The sequence below is a fragment of the Mesorhizobium jarvisii genome (genome assembly GCF_003601985.1).
Taxonomy (GTDB): Bacteria; Pseudomonadota; Alphaproteobacteria; order Rhizobiales; family Rhizobiaceae; genus Mesorhizobium; species Mesorhizobium jarvisii.
The window spans coordinates 1-1,193 of the sequence record NZ_QZXA01000030.1 but is presented as its reverse complement, the minus strand read 5'-3'; the positions used below and the strand labels follow the sequence as shown (position 1 = coordinate 1,193).

General features: G+C 58.5%; 1 protein-coding gene and 1 pseudogene. Both read right to left on the bottom strand.

Annotated elements, in window-relative coordinates; genetic code table 11:
* Window positions 1–767 (bottom strand): annotated as a pseudogene (locus D3242_RS33150) (IS5 family transposase).
* Between the two features lie 61 nt (window positions 768–828).
* A complete protein-coding gene (locus D3242_RS33145; protein WP_019862907.1) occupies window positions 829–1,119 on the bottom strand; it encodes a hypothetical protein in 291 nt (96 codons plus the stop codon).
* Between the last annotated feature and the right edge of the window lie 74 nt (window positions 1,120–1,193).

Genomic DNA, 1,193 nt, shown 5'->3' with positions numbered 1-1,193 from the left:
CTAGGACGTAGACTCATTACCGCGTAGCCAGAGGCGGATTGCGACGAGTTTGAGGGCGGCAAGATAGTTCTCAGCCAGCTTGTCGTATCGGGTTGCGATACGACGGAATTGCTTGGCCTTGTTGAAGAAGCGTTCGACGAGGTTGCGCGCCTTGTAGAGGAAGGGGCTGAAGCAGATCGCGTCCTTGCGGTTGGCTTTGGGCGGAATGTTGGCCCATGCCTTTCGCTCGGTAACAGCATTGCGCAAGGCGTTGGCATCATAGCCCTTGTCGGCGAGTAGCATGGCACCCTCCGGCAATTCCTTGATCAAGTCCGCTGCGGAGGCGATGTCACTCATCTGGCCTGCCGTGAGCGTCAGCTTGATCGGCCTGCCTTGGGCGTCGACAAGAGCATGGATTTTGGTTGTCAGTCCGCCTCGGGAACGACCGAGACAATGATCTCGATCCCCCTTTTTGCCGTCGCGCCCTGCTGATGGACGCGAACAATGGAGGTGTCGATCATCTGCACCGTGCCGTCATGGGCTTTGGTGATGGCATCCATGAGGCGATCCCACACACCTGCTTTCCGCCATCGGACGAAGCGATTGTAGCAGGTGGTGCGCGGGCCGTATCGCTCCGGCAGATCGCGCCATGGCGCACCCGATCGCAGCACCCAGAAGATGCCGTTCAGCACGCGCCGATCATCGACGCGCGGCACTCCTCGCGGCTTGTTGGGCAACAGCGGCTCGATCGCGCGCCATTCGAAGTCAGTCAGGTCATATCGGCTCATGTGGGGCCTGAATCAGAAACGGCGCGGTATGGAAGCCTAAATTGCGGGCGGTCAACGACTCTTACAGCCGGACCTCTTGGACGGGATCGCCGCGCTCGAACTCCCACGTCCTAGCCATGTTCAACACATCGTCGAATGGCTCATCGGGGTGAGAGGTCGTGCATAGAAAGCGTGTCTCGTCGCTTCCGTCACCGACGACGATCTCGTCGATAATGTCTTCAACCTTCGCGCAGCCTGGTCCGACCACGGCCACGAGCGATACACCGTCATTCAGGCATTGCTCAACAAAGCCACCGAGCAAGGTCTCATCTGATACCGGAACGTGAAGAATCAATTTGCGAGCGAACGGCATAGTCAGATTGTAGGCCGACGGGTGACTGCTTTCCAGCGTCTCACTGATCCAGCATTTATGAGTTCACGGCCTAG

Bases quoted from the DNA above. Each gene is read 5' to 3' on its own strand.
- D3242_RS33145 (WP_019862907.1), bottom strand. From the start codon at position 1,119: ATGCCGTTCGCTCGCAAATTGATTCTTCACGTTCCGGTATCAGATGAG.